Here is a 14,228-nt window from a genome sequence, read left to right as displayed (position 1 = left end):
CAAAGTGACTGTTTATCAATACATACAAATAGTAAATGAGAGATAAATAAAAGAAGCAACAAGGCTGTTAAAACAACCTTGTTGGATGAGTATTACTTGACAGCAGCTGAGCGTCCATATATGTCATAAAAAGTGTTGTAATCAATAACTTTAATTTGCTCTTGAGTAGAAGCGGCCTGAGCAGTACCAAGCAGTAGTGTGCTAAAAGCTGCAATTTTTAGAATGTTTTTCATATCGATTCCTGTCGAATTTCGTTATTTTATTACTTTGAGTTATTTCAAAGTAATAAATATGTTTCCATTTTGTGGTCGAAATAACAATCATAAATTGATTGAAAAATATTCAAATTTACTGTTATGCCGTGCAGCTCATGAGTTTCTTTCAACCACACTGTAAATCAGTTAGCTTGACAATTTTAACGCGAAAGCTTGCATCGTTCTAAAATTCACCTCATGCTGAAGTTTAACAACGAACCAAGGTATAAGAATGAAAAAAATCTCTTTGCTAGTAGCGTTATTAGCCTTGTCGGCGACAGCTGCTGTCGCTGACGAGAAAGCGCCCCCATTTGCGATCGCTATTCATGGGGGAGCTGGTACGATTGAGCGCAGTAACTTCACACCAGAAAAAGAAAAACAATACAAAGCTAAATTAAAAGAAGCCGTTGAAGCGGGCTATAAGGTACTAGAACAAGGTGGAGAAAGCCTTGATGCGGTAACGGCAGCCATTAACATTCTTGAAGACTCGCCTTTTTTTAATGCTGGTCAGGGGGCCGTGTACACTTATGATGAAGGGCATGAGCTAGATGCGTCAATCATGGATGGTCGTAATCGCCAAGCGGGCGCTGTGGCGGGGGTGAAGCACATTAAAAACCCAATCGATCTGGCAAAAGAAGTGATGCAGCACTCAGTACATGTCATGCTAAGTGGTGAAGGTGCGGAAGACTTTGCTAAGAAACGCGGTTTTACGTTAGTGGAAAACAGCTATTTTGACACCGATGCTCGCTATCAATCACTCTTAAAGGCGAAAAAGCGATTGCAGATGAAAGAAGCGGCGACCAAAGACTATCAGGCGGCACACCAACAATTAGAGAGCCAATATAAGATGGGAACTGTGGGGGCTGTCGCACTCGATAAGCAGGGGAATTTAGCGGCCGGAACGTCAACTGGTGGGATGACGGCGAAACGCTTCGGACGGATAGGTGACTCACCGGTGATTGGTGCGGGCACATTTGCGGATAACCGCTCTTGTGCTGTTTCAGCAACGGGACATGGCGAGTATTTTATTCGATATAATGTCGCAGCTGATATTTGTGCTCGTGTCGCTTATCAAAACAAGTCGATTGAAAAAGCGGGGAAAGAAGTGATTTTTGATACGCTTTATCCAATTGGTGGCACGGGAGGGGTGATCATAGTTGACCCTAAAGGAAATATTAGCATGCCATTTAATACCGCGGGAATGTATCGTGCGAGCAAGTCGTCAACAACACCTACCTATGTTGGTATTTATAGCGAGTAAAACAATATTTCGTTGAGACTAAGCAAGTTCTTCAAACGCCAGCTATTATTATCATGATAGCTGGCGTTTTTAATGGAGATGAGCAATGCAATCAATAAAAGTCGCAGACTACTTAAATCATCGCCCCGTAACATTCAAACAGGACATGCGCGTAGAATCAGCGGTAGAGAAGCTGCTACAAAGCGGCCAGTCGGGCGGGCCGGTTATAGATGAAGCAAGGCGGGTTATTGGGTTTTTATCTGAGCAAGATTGTCTTAAAAAAATGTTAGAGGCGACCTATCAAAATGAGTCTCATAGCGTGGTGTCCGATGTGATGACAAAAGAGCCTCTGTGTGTAAAACGCGAAGACAGCATAGTGCAAATGGCAGATTTGATGATTTGCAATAAGCCCAAAGTGTACCCGGTAGTTGACGATGAAGGGCGCTTACTTGGGGTTATCAGTCGTGCAAACGTGTTATTAGCGTTGGATAAGCATTTACATGATGCTTATGTCTCTGGTCACCGCTACGTATAAAGCGATGAAATTTACGAGCTGTTAAGTTAACCCATGAGGTGTTGCCTTGAGAATAACAGCAAAAATCTCAATTCCTAACCAAATTTAGTTGGGTTCGTCTAATCTGATTTGATAAACTACACGGCGTTTTATGTAATCACAAGGTGTCGTGTAGTGCAGGTTGACTCGCTGTTTAAAGAGCTAAATTCATGTCTTAAAAAGGATCACTTCATCCTCAAAAAGCGCCTCCATGGTGCGAAAAAAATTACCGATCAAGAAAAGCAAAAGCAGGTAGTCGCAAAAGTAGCGGCTGCGATTGCAAAAAGCCAAGAATTAAAGGTAACAAGAAGTGCCAATATTCCAGCAGTAGAGTATCCTGAGCAACTACCCGTCAGCCAGAAAAAAGACGACATCAAAGCAGCCATTGCGAATAACCAGGTGGTTATTGTTGCCGGCGAAACAGGCTCGGGGAAGACCACGCAGCTGCCTAAGATTTGCTTAGAGCTTGGTCGAGGCGTGGATGGCTATATTGGTCATACACAACCAAGAAGACTAGCGGCAAGAAGCGTATCTACCCGTATTGCAGAGGAAATTGGCTGCGAGATGGGGCAAGAAGTTGGATTTAAAATTCGCTTCTCAGATCAAGTCTCTGACAATACATACGTAAAACTGATGACCGACGGTATTTTGCTCTCAGAGATTCAACAAGACAGATTCCTCAACCAGTACGACACAATCATCATTGATGAAGCGCACGAGCGTAGCCTGAATATTGATTTTATTCTGGGTTATTTAAAGCAGCTGTTGCCGAAGCGTCCAGATCTTAAAGTGATTATCACCTCAGCAACCATTGATCCTGAGCGTTTTTCCAAACATTTTAGTGACGCACCTATTATTGAGGTGTCAGGACGAACTTATCCAGTAGAAGTGAGATATCGTCCAGTTGAAGATGTTGACTCACAAAATGGCGAAGCAGAAAATGACCAATTGCAGGGCATTTTTGATGCGGTTGATGAGCTTTGTGCCGAAGGACCTGGGGATATTTTGGTATTTATGAACGGTGAGCGTGAAATTCGTGACACCGCTGACGCGCTGGCAAAACGCAATTTAAAAGGCGTTGAGATTTTACCTTTGTATGCGCGCCTGTCTAATGCCGAACAAAATCGCATTTTTGCGCCCCATAGCCAACGGCGCATCGTATTGTCTACAAACGTTGCAGAAACGTCATTGACCGTACCAGGTATTCGCTATGTTATCGACCCGGGTACTGCGAGAATAAGCCGCTACAGTTATCGAACCAAAGTACAACGCTTACCGATTGAAGCGGTATCACAAGCCAGTGCAAACCAGCGTAAAGGTCGATGTGGCCGTGTGGCATCCGGTATTTGTATTCGTTTATATTCTGAAGACGACTTTTTAGGGCGCCCAGAGTTTACCGATCCTGAAATTCTAAGAACCAATTTAGCTTCGGTTATTTTGCAAATGCTCGCACTTGGACTTGGTGATATAAGTCAATTCCCATTTGTACAAGCGCCTGATAGCCGTAATATCAAAGATGGTATGTCGTTACTTGAAGAGCTGGAGGCGATAGTTCCTGCACAGCGCAGAGAAAAAGCCAAGCTCACAGAATCAGGTCGTAAACTAAGTCGCTTACCCATAGACCCAAGGCTTGCCAAGATGGTGATGTCAGGGGCACAAAACAACGCGCTTTGGGAAGCGATAGTGATCACCGCGGCACTGTCTATTCAAGACCCAAGAGAGCGTCCTCAAGATAAACGTGCAGCAGCTGACGAAAAACACAATCGCTTTGAGTGCGAACACTCTGATTTTGTTGCATATCTAAATCTATGGAATTACATCGAAGCGCAGCAGCAAGCACTGACGCGTAACCAGTTTCGAAAGCAATGCCAAAAAGACTTTTTGGCCTACATGCGCGTACGTGAATGGCAAGATATTGTTTACCAGCTGACTACGGTGTGTGAGGAGCTCGGCTTTAAAATAAATAGCAGTCCTGCAAGCGATGAAGCTGTCCATCAATCATTGCTAAGCGGTATGCTTAGCCATATTGGTGTGAAAGACGAAAAGCAAAAACAAGTGTTTAAAGGCGCACGTAACAGCCAATTTCATATTTTCCCCGGTTCGACACTGTTTAAGAAAAGCCCTAAGTGGCTGATGTCTGCGGAGCTTGTGGAAACCAGTAAACTTTATGCTCGGGTTAACGCCAAAATCGATGTAAATTGGATTGCACCGCTCGCTAAGCATTTAGTTAATAGCAGCTATAGCGAACCGCATTGGGAGAAAAAGGCTGGAGCGGTTATCGCATTTGAACAGCAAACCTTATACGGCTTGATCATCGTTGGCCGCAAACGCACGGTGTATAGCGATATTGATCCTGTGGTTAGCCGAGAGATATTTATTCGTGAAGCGTTGGCAAATGGTCAACTAGGCCAGAGCGAAGGTTTTTTAAGCGCAAACCAAAAATTGGTTGAAGAAGTGCAAGCGCTTGAAGATAAAGCAAGGCGTCGCGATATCCTAGTCGACGAAGAAGATGTGGTTGCGTTTTATAACGATCGAATTCCACAAGACGTAAATAATCGTGCTGCGTTTAGTAAATGGTGGCGTTCACAAAAGCAAAAAGACAAACGCTTTTTGCATATGACGCGCGATCTGTTAATGAAGCATGACGCCGAACATATCACGGATACCCATTACCCAGATACGTGGCAGCAAGGGAATTTGATCTTGCCTCTCAGTTATCACTTTGATCCAGGCCAAGCACTAGACGGCGTGGTGGTCAATATTCCTCTGGCACTATTAAACCAAGTTCAAGATGAAGGTTTTGATTGGCATATTCCTGCGCTCAGACATGAGCTGGTTTGTGGGCTTATTAAGTCACTGCCGAAGACCTTAAGACGTAATTTTGTGCCAGCACCAAATTATGCCGATGCTGTGCTTGCCGCCGTTGAGGTAATGCAAGGCTCATTTATAGAAGCGGTGGCCAACCGTTTACTCAGAATGACAGGTGTCAAAGTCGCCGAGTCAGATTGGGATGTTAGTTCACTTGAGCCGCACTTAAAAATGCAATTTCAGGTAGTTGATGACAAAGGTAAGGTGATAGCCCATGGCTTTGATTTATTGGCACTTAAAGCAAAGTTGCAAGGGCAAGTGACCGAGACGCTTTCGCAAGTGGCAGAGCAAGGGATCGAGCAAACGGATATTCAGCAGTGGGATTTTGGCGAGCTACCAGAACAATATACTAAAAAGCAGGGAAATTATGAGATTAAGGCTTTCCCAGCATTAGTCGATAAAAAACAAAGTGCGGCTATAGAACTGTTTGATAACGAAATAAAAGCCCAAGCGGCGCATCAAGCAGGATTGCGCCGTCTTGTGCTACTCAATGTTCCTTCGCCCGTTAAATACCTGCAACAGCACTTACCAAATAAGGCTAAGTTAGGATTGTACTTTAACCCCTTTGGTAAAGTGCATGATTTAGTTGATGACTGTACGCAAGCTGGGGTTGATAAGCTGCTGCGTGCATTTGGCGAGATCAGAGATGACATTGCGTTTGAAAAAGCCAAAGAGCACATTCGAGCTGAGCTAGGTGACACCGTAGTTGAAATTGCGAAGCAAGTTGAGGCGGTGCTTAGCATTGCTCACAGTATTAACAAACGCATGAAAGGCAGAGTGGATCTCACGATGATCACCGCGCATGGCGACATAAAATCTCAGTTATCCGGTCTTATCTTTAAAGGCTTTGTCACCGCTCATGGTGCTGACAAAATCTCTGATATTTTGCGCTACATGAAAGCGATTGAGAAAAGGCTTGAAAAACTTGCGGTAGATCCAAACAGAGATAGGCTGTGTGTACTAGAATTGGAAAAAGTTGCTGCGGCCTATCAAGACAAGTTGGCAAAAATCCCTTCTGGATTACCTGTACCAGAGTCGCTTATAGATATTTTTTGGATGCAACAGGAACTTCGCGTGTCTTTGTTTGCTCAAACATTAGGAACGGCTTATCCGATTTCGGCTAAACGCGTTCTGAATTCGATAAAAGAGTGCGAAATATAAACTTGCATTTTAGAGTACGACAGTTACTTTATTATATGAGGAAGTAAAGTTTTGGATTGTGAGAAGGAAGCGGCATTGAATATGTCCACACGAGAGAAAAGGAAAAATGCACCGCATCTGCTAGTGGTTGACGACGAGTATTTTAACTATGAAATGCTTGAAATGGCACTGTCAGGGGCGTTTGAGCTGAGCTATGCAAACTCGGGTACGAGTTGCTTGTCTAATGCAATTGCTGATCCTCCAGATGCTATTTTGCTTGATGTGTGTATGCCGGGTCTTGACGGTTACGACACCTGTCGAATGTTGAAAAATACACCAGAGACGAAGGATATTCCGGTATTAATGGTATCTGGTTTAGAGTCCGAAAAAGAACAAAAAGCGGGATTCGATGCAGGCTGTGATGCTTATGTGGTTAAGCCATTCTCAATGCAATCGCTATTAGAAAAAATAAAATCAATGGTGTAGGAGCATTATATGATCAATGAAGATAAACGCCGTTTTATGCGTATGTCGGTGGATGCAGTAGCAAAATTAACCGAGCTTGAGTCGGGTAAAGTGCATCAAGGAGTTTGTCACGATTTAAGCGCTACAGGATTGTCGGTGACAGTGAGCGACCCAATCGAAGCAAATTCAACCGTTGACATTTTCATTGATTCCAGTGGCGATATGATCCAGCCACTTAGTGCTCATGCAACCGTGATCCGCTGTAGTCAAGAGCAGGATGAGCAGTGGGTTGTAGGGCTTGAAATCACCAAGTTTAATTAGATTAACTAAGCTATAAAGGTGGTATTGAAGTGTTCTTCTATACCACCTTAAAAAATTGTTAAATCAATAGACCTTACAAATAAGGCCTTTCAGGTAAAAGCCTTCTGGATAATTGCCCGCAATAGGGTGGTCGGCTGCTTGATTTAGCCTTTCCATGATCAACAATTCCTTACCGGCATCGAGCGCAGCGTCTGCAACGACTTTCTGAAACAGGTTTTGTTCCATAAGGCCAGAACACGAGAAGGTGAGTAACGTGCCACCAGGCTTTAATATCTGCATGGCAATCATATTGATATCTTTATAGCCACGACAAGCACCGTTAAGCTGCGCTTTACTTTCTGCAAACTTTGGTGGATCCATCACGATAGTATCGAATTGACGGCCCTCATCACGATATTGTCTAAGTAGTTTGAACACGTCTTGCTTAACAAACTCAGCTTTCGATAAGTCTAGTTCATTATGTTCTACATTGCGTTTAGCTGTGTCGAGTGCTGGCTGCGATACGTCAACGTTGATTACTTTACTACAGCCACCGCGCAGTGCATAAAGGCCAAATGTACCAGTGTAGCAGAAGCAGTTAAGCACTTCCTTGTCTTTTACAAAGCGTTCTAACGCGGCTCGGCTGTTGCGTTGATCTAGATAAAAGCCAGTTTTATGGCCGCCGATGATATCGACTTCAATCTTTAAACCATTTTCGCTAATAAGGACAGGTGCGGTTGGCGCGTCGCCAGCAAGCGGTCCGGTAATTTTATCAAGGCCTTCTTTTTTGCGTACATCAACATCTGAGCGCTCGTAAACATGACAATCAGGAAATAGTGATTGCAATGCCATTACTATTTCACCCTTGTGGCGCTCGGCACCAGCGCTTAGCAACTGACAAACCAAGTAGTTATCAAACTTATCAATCGTTACACCGGGCAGACCATCAGACTCTGCTGCACACAATCTAAAGCCGGTTAAACCACCTTCAGCGATAACATATTCTCTGGCCGCTAGTGCTCGTGCGAGCTTTTGCTCAAAAAACGCTTGGTCGATATGTTGTGATTCATCAAATGTCCAAATTCTGGCTCTGATCTGAGAGTCTGGGCTATAAGCGGCTGTCGCGAGGTATTTCCCTTCATTGCTGTAAATCTTGACGGTATCGCCAAGGGCTGGCTTACCTTTTACTTTTTTAATGGCTTTTGAGAAAACCCAAGGGTGTTTTCTGTTAAGGGATTTTTCTCTGCCTGGTTGCAGATATAGCGCGCAAGTCATATATTTTCTCTAATCTTTCCTGATAGCTGCCATTTTAGTGAAGGGTGTGGCAACATACAATCAGTAATGCCTTTCACGCCAAATTTGTGTGGGCTTATTTGTCGGATATTAATAAAAGTTGAGCTTAATGACGTTAAAAATGCATGAATTAGAAAAAGCATGTGAAGAGTTTATGCTGTCGACTCCATGTGCAGATACCGCCCATGATTTGTCTCATATCAAGCGTGTAGTTAAAGTCGCAAAGTCACTTTGCGAAGCTGAGGGTGCGGATCCTGCTGTGGTGATCCCAGCCGCTTGGTTACATGATTGTGTTGCCGTAGCAAAAAATCATCCAGATAGGCCGCTGGCGTCTAAATTAGCTGCAGATAAGGCGGTTGCCTTCCTAACAGAGTTGAAGTACGACACGGATAAACTTGAGGCTATTCACCACGCCATTGTTGCACACAGCTTTAGCGCCGGTGTTACACCCACGACATTAGAAGCCAAAATAGTCCAAGATGCAGACAGAATGGATGCGTTAGGGGCGATAGGTGTTAGCCGCTGTATGAAAGTAGGTGGGGCGATAGCGCGTAATCTCTACAATGTAGAAGACCCTTTTTGTGAGCATAGAAAAGCTGACGATACCAAATATACCTTAGATCATTTCTTCATTAAGCTGCTGCATATTAAAGATAACATGCATACCACCGCAGCCCGAGAGCAGGCTCAAGCTCGCACCCAATATATGCTGGATTTTTTAGAACAACTGAAATCAGAAATCGCGGATTAAAAATGACGAGATGAGTATCACCTCGTCATTTGCTTCACAAATACCACCACAAATAGCGCTAATGAAAAGCTGCCGGTAAAAGCCTCAACGGCTGCGATCAGTCGTGAGATCCCCACTGGCGTAATATCCCCGTAACCTAAGGTTGTGAAGGTAACAACACTAAAGTAAAAGCTGTTCAGCAGCGCCATTACGTTTTCAGATACACTGTTGTCTAAGTCCAGTTGCATTATCTGATCTTGAAACGAAACACCAAATAGAAAATAGCAAAATGCACAGGTAATTATCATACCTAAACTGAAGCGAATGACATTTTCCGGTTTTTCTCCATACCCACATAATAAGTCGACAAAGCTGGAAATTAGGTGACGTTTTGAAAATCGTGGATACTGGGCATGCCGCATGCGCAGCTCTTTGTATGTAAAGCGCCCAACCATTTCAAATAGTCCTTGGTTTTCCGCACCTTTACGTAGTAAACGATAGATCTCTTCCGACTGTAAGAACAAGTCTTCCGCGTCCTCTTTGGCTCGGTTTCTACGAGCTTCAAAAGCTTGCTGCTCTTGTAGTAATTGCTCGCCGAGTTCCATATTATCAATACGGGTGTTTTCAAGCTTTATACCGAGCAAATTGGTGCTTTCTAAATTACAGCAGTGCAGACTTGCTTCTCTCAAGTCGGCCTTCATTAGCGACGCATGCTTAATGGTATTATTAAACAGGTGCGCCCCTTTCAAATTGGCACGATAAAAGTTGCTATAAGATAGATCATAGCCATGATGATTTTCAAAGTTAACAAGATTGAGCCCTTCTAAATTGGCCCGCTTCAACTCTAAGCCTTGCAGCAAACCACCGCGCTTGGCGTAGCGTTCAAGCTTTTGGCTTAGCTCCAAGCCACCTTTATCGAATTTATTGTCATGCCAAAAGCAGTAACCTGAGCCCATATCGATTTCACTGCATTTTTTTCCCTCAGGTGACACATATTGGCAAATGGGTTTATCAGCCATAGCTTGCCTAAATCAAAATGCCTTTTTCATTAAGCGTAGCAGCAAAAATAATAAATACGGTGATTTAACGAAAAAATCTTTCTAATTTATAAAGTGTTAGAAACCACACTATTGATGAGTTTATTGCCATCGTTGGTCTAATTCATTATCTTGCATGGCGTTTGCAGTGACTCTGACAAGTTGCTCATACTATAATGCATGCTTTAGTGACTAAGAATTTGTTACCTTGCAATATCAATTAAAGAAAAGCCGAAAGCGTAAGAGCGTTGCGATAAAAATAAAAGCTGGCCAAGTGTTTGTGTATGCGCCAGATCAAATTTGCGAGCGCTGGTTACATACTTGGGTGGAAAGCAAATCCGATTGGATAAAATCAAAGCTTGCTCTAAAAATCATACCTGAGAGCCCTCGGCCACTGGAAACAGGAATTGTGCAAGTCTTCGGCGAGACCTTTACCATTCAAAGGGGCGAAAGCACGACCTCTGTAATTGATTTTGACAACAAAAGGGTTTTACTTAAGGCTGTCAAAAATGAATGGCGTGAATTAGTTGCGCTGTTAAGCGAAACGCTAAATGACTATGTAGACATGGTTATTGCGCGCTATCAACCTGATATTCAAGCTCGCTTTGATACGCTAAAGATACGAGTTTATAAAAGCCGCTGGGGCAGTTTTTCATCTAAAGGCGTGCTTGCGTTTAATACGTTTTTGATTGGTGCGCCTAAGTGGGTAATCGATTATGTGGTAGTGCACGAACTTTGCCATTTTCACGTCATGGCACACAATAGCGCATTTTGGCGCTTGGTAACAAAGCACTATGGCCACGACCATAAAATGGCTCGGCGTTATTTACGTGACCACGGTCCTGACTTGATGATTGAGCATTAGCATAGTGCCCTGTTTATGCCTATTATTTCTCGGGCCTCGCTTTTGCCGCGCGTTTTAACAGCTTTTGAAATGTCGGACATTCAAAATGGCTTGGCGCAGGGCATTTTGCAGCGTGATAGAGGCCATCTCGCATTGCAGTTAAATGCTTAATGGTTTCATTTAATTCATCCGCTTTGGATTGTAACTTCACCCTATCAATATCCGCTTTACCCTCGGGGGTAAACATGTCCGCTATTTCATCTAACGAAAAGCCTGCGTTTCTGCCTAGTGTAATAAGCGCTAGACGTTCAAGTATTGAAGGGGGGAAAACACGTTTGAGCCCTTGTCGACCAATCGATCGGATCAGTCCTTTTTCTTCATAATATCTAAGCGTGGATGCGGGTAAACCAGACTTCTTTGCAACTTCACTGATATCCATTCTTGCCCTTGACTTAAAGTTAACTTGAACTAGTAGGATAGCGGCTATCAGTAAAAAAGAGGAGTAAAAATAGTGGAAAGCCTATATTCGATGTTAATGCCAGCAGTCGCGATTGGCGTAGGTGCAACGCTTGTTATGGATTTGTGGGCATTTATGCTCAGTCGCGTGTTTGCCATAAAGGGCTTAGATTATGCATTGGTTGGTAGATGGATTGGACACTTGTGTCAAGGTCAACTTACGCATCAAGGTATCGGGCACAGTAAACCAATATCTGGTGAACGTGCAATTGGCTGGTGCATGCATTATCTCATTGGGATGGTATTCGCCTTGGCGTTACTACTGGGCGTGGGCAAGCCTTGGTTGACCGAGCCTAGTCTTTTCATTGCGTTAGTTTTTGGCTTAATAACGTGTGTGTTTCCATTTTTTATTATGCAACCCTGTTTTGGTGCAGGGATCGCAGCATCTAAATTACCAGAGCCGAATAAGGCAAGGGTAAAAAGTGTGACAACACATTTGATTTTTGGCTTTGGATTGTTTTTAAGCTCGTTTATATATGTAAGCTTGTTGTGAGATAACACAATAAAAGGTGGTGGAGGGAGCTGGATTCGAACCAGCGAAGGCTGAGCCGTCAGATTTACAGTCTGATCCCTTTGGCCGCTCGGGAACCCCTCCATCATTTGGAGCGTTTACTTTAAAAGTGGTGGAGGGAGCTGGATTCGAACCAGCGAAGGCTGAGCCGTCAGATTTACAGTCTGATCCCTTTGGCCGCTCGGGAACCCCTCCATACATTTTAAAGCGTTACAATTTGAAAGTGGTGGAGGGAGCTGGATTCGAACCAGCGAAGGCTGAGCCGTCAGATTTACAGTCTGATCCCTTTGGCCGCTCGGGAACCCCTCCGAAATTGTAACTGTTGTTTATGGTGGAGGGAGCTGGATTCGAACCAGCGAAGGCTGAGCCGTCAGATTTACAGTCTGATCCCTTTGGCCGCTCGGGAACCCCTCCTAAACAACGGCGGTGATAATAACAAAGTTTTTTTCGAAGTAAAGAAAACTACTAAAGTTTTTCGGAAAAAGGCCGATAAATTCATAATTAGCAAAATAATCGGTTGGAATACATGCAAATTGATGGCGTTTTAATCAGTGAGTCGCAATTAGGATCCGCATTGAACATTAGTGTTCATGAGACGCGCCCTGCCGATTTTGCCATGCTGTTATCTATGCTATCAACCGATGCATTAGATTTTAGCCAATTTCACCTACCAAAATCTGAAGCTGCCGCAAAAGATAACTCAGAAGAAACACTAAAAAAGCAATTTGAAATAGGTCCACAAAAGCCGCTTGCGCCAAAAGAGTACAATATGCTTATTGGTCAGCATAACGCGCAGCTGGTATCTATGGGGGCGATGGCAACCTTGCGATTGCAAGAAAATTTAAATCCAGAACCTTTTGCCGCACGAAATGATAAAAAGCATATTCCACTCGAAGTCGTAGAAAATTTGGAACCAGCGGTTAAAAGACGTTTGGCGAGCGCGCAAGGTAAACTGGCCTTAGTTGCTGATAAGGCAATGGATGCGGCTGGTTTTTATGATCAAATTGCAACGGGTGATATGCAGAGTATGTTACGCGCGACGGCGTAACAACATTAGCTGCTTTTACTCCTTCATAATTGAGCAAATTTAAGACAAACTGGTATTAAACTTGCTGTTTTACAGCTGTTTGCTTCGTTACTAGACTGACATAAAACGCCATGCTTATCGTGCTTCATGTCTAATACCAATTGAATTAATTCTCTAATCAATTTGAAGGGTGAAATAGCATATTAGCTTCGTTAAAAATTTCTCATTTAGAACAACTAAATAGCAAAATTTTTGCCTTGCTACTAAAGCTATTTCCCCGCTTCAAGATAGATCATTTACTTAATACAACTGGTATAAGCTAAACGGCCTTTAATCATCCTTAGCTCGTTTCAAGCCTTTTTTATTGCTTTGTATCTAATCTCTAGTTCAGACTATTTTAGCTACCGTGGCACTTTTTATACTTTTTATCACTGCCGCACGGACAGAGGTCATTTCTGCCTACTTTGGTTGTAGGTGTATCGTACAATTCACCATCTAAGTAATACCATCTGCCTGCTTCGGTAATAAAATTTGACCGCTCATGGAGTATATAGTGTGTGTTTTCTGCGATATAGTGCGCCTTAAACTCAACGATCCCCTGAGTAGCTTCTACTACTTCTTCTAGCACTTCCAATTTTATAAAGTGTGCATAATTAGCAAATGCAGCAATATCGTCGATATTGTTTTGTGCTTGTTTAGCCTGGGCATAGGTGTCATGAATATACTTTGCATCTTTTAAGCAGTATGCAGTATAGCGAGAGCGCATGAGTATTTGTGGACGCTCTGCGAATTTTTGTCCCTTAAGGTACGGCTCACAACATTGCGAATAGGGAAGGGATGAATTGCAATAACAAGACATAAAAACTTCAGTTTTAACAAATTTATATCCTGTTATTGTAGCTTGTTAAGCGCTTTGAAAACAGTGGATCGCAACGTCAGATACCGGCAGTTCCATTTTGTTGATAGTTTGCACTGATGCAATATCAGTCCAAATCACCACTGCAGCGAAATTACCATTGCTGATAGCACTTTTAAGTACATACTCAAGGTCGTATATGTGCTTTTGCCTAATGACGAGCAACTTACTTGCATCAACTGAAGCGCTTTCTAGTAGTGACTTGTTTGGTACATTATCGGGTGCAACGAGTAGCGTCCAGCCTTGTTTATGCTGACATTTATGTAAAACTTTAAGTAACTCTAAACTAGCGACGATCTCATCTTCAACTATCACATTATTGATTTCGTTAAGTGTGTAATAAGTTGAATTGTTTGGCTGTAGAAGTGCATTGCTGTGTAACATAATTGTCTCACTGGTTATCTATACAGTATTTGTATACAGTAGTTTATACAGTGTGTGAATGCAAGGAAAATTGCTAGCTTTTTAATCAATATTCAAGCTTAATTTTTATTTAGTTTAAATTTTCAATATAAAACAAGTGGTTGTGATTTT

15 protein-coding genes and 4 tRNA genes are annotated in these 14,228 nt (G+C 43.0%); 9 read left to right on the top strand and 10 right to left on the bottom strand.

Annotated features, from left to right (window positions below; translation table 11 throughout):
* Positions 1 to 92 precede the first annotated feature (92 nt).
* Positions 93 to 233, bottom strand: coding sequence for a hypothetical protein (locus L3V43_RS22860; RefSeq protein ID WP_237117444.1), 141 nt, complete (start codon positions 231 to 233; stop codon positions 93 to 95).
* A 253-nt stretch (positions 234 to 486) separates the two neighbouring features.
* Here L3V43_RS22860 and L3V43_RS22855 point away from each other — a divergent pair, with 253 nt between their 5' ends.
* The 5 genes from L3V43_RS22855 to L3V43_RS22835 all read left to right on the top strand — a co-directional run bounded on the left by L3V43_RS22855 (position 487) and on the right by L3V43_RS22835 (position 6,841).
* A complete protein-coding gene (locus L3V43_RS22855) occupies positions 487 to 1,515 on the top strand; it encodes an isoaspartyl peptidase/L-asparaginase (protein ID WP_102056576.1) in 1,029 nt (342 codons plus the stop codon).
* 85 nt (positions 1,516 to 1,600) lie between these two features.
* The gene (locus L3V43_RS22850) at positions 1,601 to 2,029 is read left to right on the top strand and encodes a CBS domain-containing protein (RefSeq protein WP_010375537.1); all 429 of its coding nucleotides are present in this window, start codon (positions 1,601 to 1,603) and stop codon (positions 2,027 to 2,029) included.
* 153 nt (positions 2,030 to 2,182) lie between these two features.
* On the top strand, positions 2,183 to 6,076 hold the full coding sequence (gene hrpA / locus L3V43_RS22845; RefSeq protein ID WP_010606517.1) for an ATP-dependent RNA helicase HrpA: 3,894 nt from the start codon (positions 2,183 to 2,185) through the stop codon (positions 6,074 to 6,076).
* An 81-nt stretch (positions 6,077 to 6,157) separates the two neighbouring features.
* Positions 6,158 to 6,541, top strand: coding sequence for a response regulator (locus L3V43_RS22840; protein WP_010606518.1), 384 nt, complete (start codon positions 6,158 to 6,160; stop codon positions 6,539 to 6,541).
* A gap of 9 nt (positions 6,542 to 6,550) precedes the next feature.
* The gene (locus L3V43_RS22835) at positions 6,551 to 6,841 is read left to right on the top strand and encodes a PilZ domain-containing protein (RefSeq protein WP_088530903.1); all 291 of its coding nucleotides are present in this window, start codon (positions 6,551 to 6,553) and stop codon (positions 6,839 to 6,841) included.
* A 63-nt stretch (positions 6,842 to 6,904) separates the two neighbouring features.
* Here L3V43_RS22835 and L3V43_RS22830 read toward each other — a convergent pair whose 3' ends face one another.
* Positions 6,905 to 8,095, bottom strand: a complete 1,191-nt coding sequence (locus L3V43_RS22830) for a class I SAM-dependent methyltransferase (protein ID WP_237117445.1) — start codon at positions 8,093 to 8,095, stop codon at positions 6,905 to 6,907.
* Between the two features lie 127 nt (positions 8,096 to 8,222).
* Between L3V43_RS22830 and L3V43_RS22825 the strand changes: the two genes are divergently transcribed.
* Positions 8,223 to 8,864 carry an HD domain-containing protein gene (locus L3V43_RS22825; protein WP_045989065.1) on the top strand — a complete coding sequence of 214 codons (642 nt, stop codon included), beginning with the start codon at positions 8,223 to 8,225 and terminating at the stop codon, positions 8,862 to 8,864.
* Between the two features lie 17 nt (positions 8,865 to 8,881).
* On the opposite strand, the gene L3V43_RS22820 is transcribed toward L3V43_RS22825, so the two are convergent.
* A complete protein-coding gene (locus tag L3V43_RS22820) occupies positions 8,882 to 9,862 on the bottom strand; it encodes an ion channel (RefSeq protein WP_010606522.1) in 981 nt (326 codons plus the stop codon).
* Between the two features lie 226 nt (positions 9,863 to 10,088).
* Between L3V43_RS22820 and L3V43_RS22815 the strand changes: the two genes are divergently transcribed.
* On the top strand, positions 10,089 to 10,745 hold the full coding sequence (locus L3V43_RS22815) for a YgjP-like metallopeptidase domain-containing protein (protein WP_237117446.1): 657 nt from the start codon (positions 10,089 to 10,091) through the stop codon (positions 10,743 to 10,745).
* 22 nt (positions 10,746 to 10,767) lie between these two features.
* Here L3V43_RS22815 and L3V43_RS22810 read toward each other — a convergent pair whose 3' ends face one another.
* Positions 10,768 to 11,163: a helix-turn-helix domain-containing protein gene (locus L3V43_RS22810; protein ID WP_102056580.1), complete on the bottom strand. Its 396-nt coding sequence runs from the start codon at positions 11,161 to 11,163 to the stop codon at positions 10,768 to 10,770.
* A gap of 72 nt (positions 11,164 to 11,235) precedes the next feature.
* On the opposite strand from L3V43_RS22810, the gene L3V43_RS22805 reads away from it, so the two are divergent.
* Complete coding sequence (locus tag L3V43_RS22805; RefSeq protein ID WP_237117447.1) at positions 11,236 to 11,733, top strand: DUF2938 domain-containing protein; 498 nt, start codon at positions 11,236 to 11,238, stop codon at positions 11,731 to 11,733.
* Positions 11,734 to 11,750: 17 nt separating this feature from the next.
* Here L3V43_RS22805 and L3V43_RS22800 read toward each other — a convergent pair.
* From L3V43_RS22800 to L3V43_RS22785, 4 genes are all read right to left on the bottom strand, one after another.
* Positions 11,751 to 11,835: transfer RNA gene (locus L3V43_RS22800), tRNA-Tyr, on the bottom strand.
* Between the two features lie 26 nt (positions 11,836 to 11,861).
* A tRNA-Tyr gene (locus L3V43_RS22795) sits at positions 11,862 to 11,946 on the bottom strand.
* Between the two features lie 29 nt (positions 11,947 to 11,975).
* Positions 11,976 to 12,060: transfer RNA gene (locus tag L3V43_RS22790), tRNA-Tyr, on the bottom strand.
* 20 nt (positions 12,061 to 12,080) lie between these two features.
* Positions 12,081 to 12,165, bottom strand: a tRNA-Tyr gene (locus L3V43_RS22785).
* Between the two features lie 112 nt (positions 12,166 to 12,277).
* Here L3V43_RS22785 and L3V43_RS22780 point away from each other — a divergent pair.
* A complete protein-coding gene (locus L3V43_RS22780) occupies positions 12,278 to 12,799 on the top strand; it encodes a VC2046/SO_2500 family protein (protein WP_237117448.1) in 522 nt (173 codons plus the stop codon).
* Between the two features lie 376 nt (positions 12,800 to 13,175).
* Here L3V43_RS22780 and L3V43_RS22775 read toward each other — a convergent pair whose 3' ends face one another.
* Complete coding sequence (locus tag L3V43_RS22775; RefSeq protein WP_158299142.1) at positions 13,176 to 13,637, bottom strand: YchJ family protein; 462 nt, start codon at positions 13,635 to 13,637, stop codon at positions 13,176 to 13,178.
* A gap of 45 nt (positions 13,638 to 13,682) precedes the next feature.
* The gene (locus L3V43_RS22770; protein ID WP_017218896.1) at positions 13,683 to 14,078 is read right to left on the bottom strand and encodes a SulA-like leucine-rich domain-containing protein; all 396 of its coding nucleotides are present in this window, start codon (positions 14,076 to 14,078) and stop codon (positions 13,683 to 13,685) included.
* Positions 14,079 to 14,228 lie beyond the last annotated feature (150 nt).

It is taken from the genome of Pseudoalteromonas sp. L23 (assembly GCF_021728455.1).
Lineage (GTDB): Bacteria > Pseudomonadota > Gammaproteobacteria > Enterobacterales > Alteromonadaceae > Pseudoalteromonas.
The sequence above is the reverse complement of the archived record's forward strand: the minus strand, read 5'-3'. Positions and strand labels throughout refer to the sequence as shown.

What these genes read in the sequence shown, in the direction of transcription:
- L3V43_RS22860 (WP_237117444.1), bottom strand. Translation starts at nt 233, where the DNA reads ATGAAAAACATTCTAAAAATTGCAGCTTTTAGCACACTACTGCTTGGT.
- L3V43_RS22855 (WP_102056576.1), top strand. Translation starts at nt 487, where the DNA reads ATGAAAAAAATCTCTTTGCTAGTAGCGTTATTAGCCTTGTCGGCGACA.
- L3V43_RS22850 (WP_010375537.1), top strand. Translation starts at nt 1,601, where the DNA reads ATGCAATCAATAAAAGTCGCAGACTACTTAAATCATCGCCCCGTAACA.
- L3V43_RS22840 (WP_010606518.1), top strand. Translation starts at nt 6,158, where the DNA reads ATGTCCACACGAGAGAAAAGGAAAAATGCACCGCATCTGCTAGTGGTT.
- L3V43_RS22835 (WP_088530903.1), top strand. Translation starts at nt 6,551, where the DNA reads ATGATCAATGAAGATAAACGCCGTTTTATGCGTATGTCGGTGGATGCA.
- L3V43_RS22830 (WP_237117445.1), bottom strand. Translation starts at nt 8,095, where the DNA reads ATGACTTGCGCGCTATATCTGCAACCAGGCAGAGAAAAATCCCTTAAC.
- L3V43_RS22825 (WP_045989065.1), top strand. Translation starts at nt 8,223, where the DNA reads ATGACGTTAAAAATGCATGAATTAGAAAAAGCATGTGAAGAGTTTATG.
- L3V43_RS22820 (WP_010606522.1), bottom strand. Translation starts at nt 9,862, where the DNA reads ATGGCTGATAAACCCATTTGCCAATATGTGTCACCTGAGGGAAAAAAA.
- L3V43_RS22810 (WP_102056580.1), bottom strand. Translation starts at nt 11,163, where the DNA reads ATGGATATCAGTGAAGTTGCAAAGAAGTCTGGTTTACCCGCATCCACG.
- L3V43_RS22780 (WP_237117448.1), top strand. Translation starts at nt 12,278, where the DNA reads ATGCAAATTGATGGCGTTTTAATCAGTGAGTCGCAATTAGGATCCGCA.
- L3V43_RS22775 (WP_158299142.1), bottom strand. Translation starts at nt 13,637, where the DNA reads ATGTCTTGTTATTGCAATTCATCCCTTCCCTATTCGCAATGTTGTGAG.
- L3V43_RS22770 (WP_017218896.1), bottom strand. Translation starts at nt 14,078, where the DNA reads ATGTTACACAGCAATGCACTTCTACAGCCAAACAATTCAACTTATTAC.